This window comes from Vibrio sp. 1557, assembly GCF_033340175.1.
Lineage (GTDB): Bacteria > Pseudomonadota > Gammaproteobacteria > Enterobacterales > Vibrionaceae > Vibrio > Vibrio alginolyticus.
Genome location: NZ_JAWOVZ010000164.1, coordinates 1 through 1,274, shown reverse-complemented (window position 1 = coordinate 1,274; position 1,274 = coordinate 1). Strand labels below are relative to the sequence as shown.

Here is a 1,274-nt window from a genome sequence, read left to right as displayed (position 1 = left end):
CGTTTTTACGTAAATCATTCACCGTTAAGCTGATACCATCAACGGTGATAGAGCCTTTTTCTGCCACGTACTTGCTGATCTCAGCAGGCATCACGACCCAAAACTCTATCGCACGACCAACTTGATTGCGCTCCACAATTTCACCCACGCCGTCCACGTGTCCAGATACAATGTGTCCGCCAAAACGTGTCGTCGGCAGCATGGCTTTTTCTAAGTTAACCTTTTCGCCTACTTGGTAGTTTGCAAAACCGGTTTTTTTCAAGGTCTCGAGAGACAAATCCGCGCTGTAGTAATTGCTTCCAAAGTCAATCACCGTTAAGCACACACCGTTAGTTGCGATGCTGTCGCCTAACTTCACGTCAGACATGTCTAACTTACCTACTTCTACCGTAACGGTAATGTCTTCGCCTTTTGGCGTAATCGCAGTTAATTTACCAACTGCTTCTACAATTCCTGTAAACATAGTGCTTCTTTTCTAAATTTCTTTACGTACAAGGGTGGCGGTAATACGGATATCTCTGCCCACCATTCGCACATCAGTAATATTTAAATCGATGACCTGCGCCATCTCCGTCAATCCCAGCGCGCCAATTAAACCTCGTCCATCGCTTCCCATTAGTTTCGGAGCGAGATAGACAATCAACTCATCTACAAGGTTAGCTTTGATTAGAGAACTCGCGAGCGTCGCGCCAGCTTCCACCCATAAATGGTTGATATTATGCTGAGTCGCGACCGCTTTTAGGGTCGCAGCTAAATCAATTTTTCCGCTTTGGTCTAGTTGTGGACAAACATCGCCTTCGCTGCTGACAATAATTCGCTCACCTTCGGTACTGAACAGTTTAAGGTCATCACTCAGTTTCTGTTGACGGTCGAGTATTACCCGTGCAGGTTGGCGAACTTCCGTCAGCTCATAGTGCGCTTGAACACTCTGCGGCAAATCATCCCAACGAACGTTGAGAGAAGCGTTATCATCCATCACTGTTTTGCTTGTAGACAGAATACCACCGCTTTGCGCTCGATAACGCTGCACGTCTTGGCGAGCCTGTGGGGAGGTGATCCATTGGCTCTTGCCATTACTTAGCGCACTCTGTCCATCTAAGCTTGCTGCCATTTTTAATTGGATAAATGGCATGCCTGTTTGCATGAATTTAATGAAGCCACGATTGAGCTCAATCGCATCGTTTTCTAACAGTCCAACCTGAACCTCAACTCCGGCTTCACGTAGCATTTGGATGCCACGTCCAGCCACTTTTGGATTCGGATCTTCCATCGCA

Annotated in this window: 2 protein-coding genes; both read right to left on the bottom strand. The window is 46.9% G+C overall.

The annotated features are described in order from the left end of the window. Positions 1-463, bottom strand: a 463-nt coding sequence (locus R7070_RS25535) for a riboflavin synthase (RefSeq protein ID WP_318141430.1), incomplete at its 3' end; no start/stop codon positions are given. Between the two features lie 12 nt (positions 464-475). Continuing rightward, the coding region (gene ribD, locus R7070_RS25530; RefSeq protein ID WP_318141429.1) for a bifunctional diaminohydroxyphosphoribosylaminopyrimidine deaminase/5-amino-6-(5-phosphoribosylamino)uracil reductase RibD at positions 476-1,274 on the bottom strand (799 nt) is incomplete at its 5' end.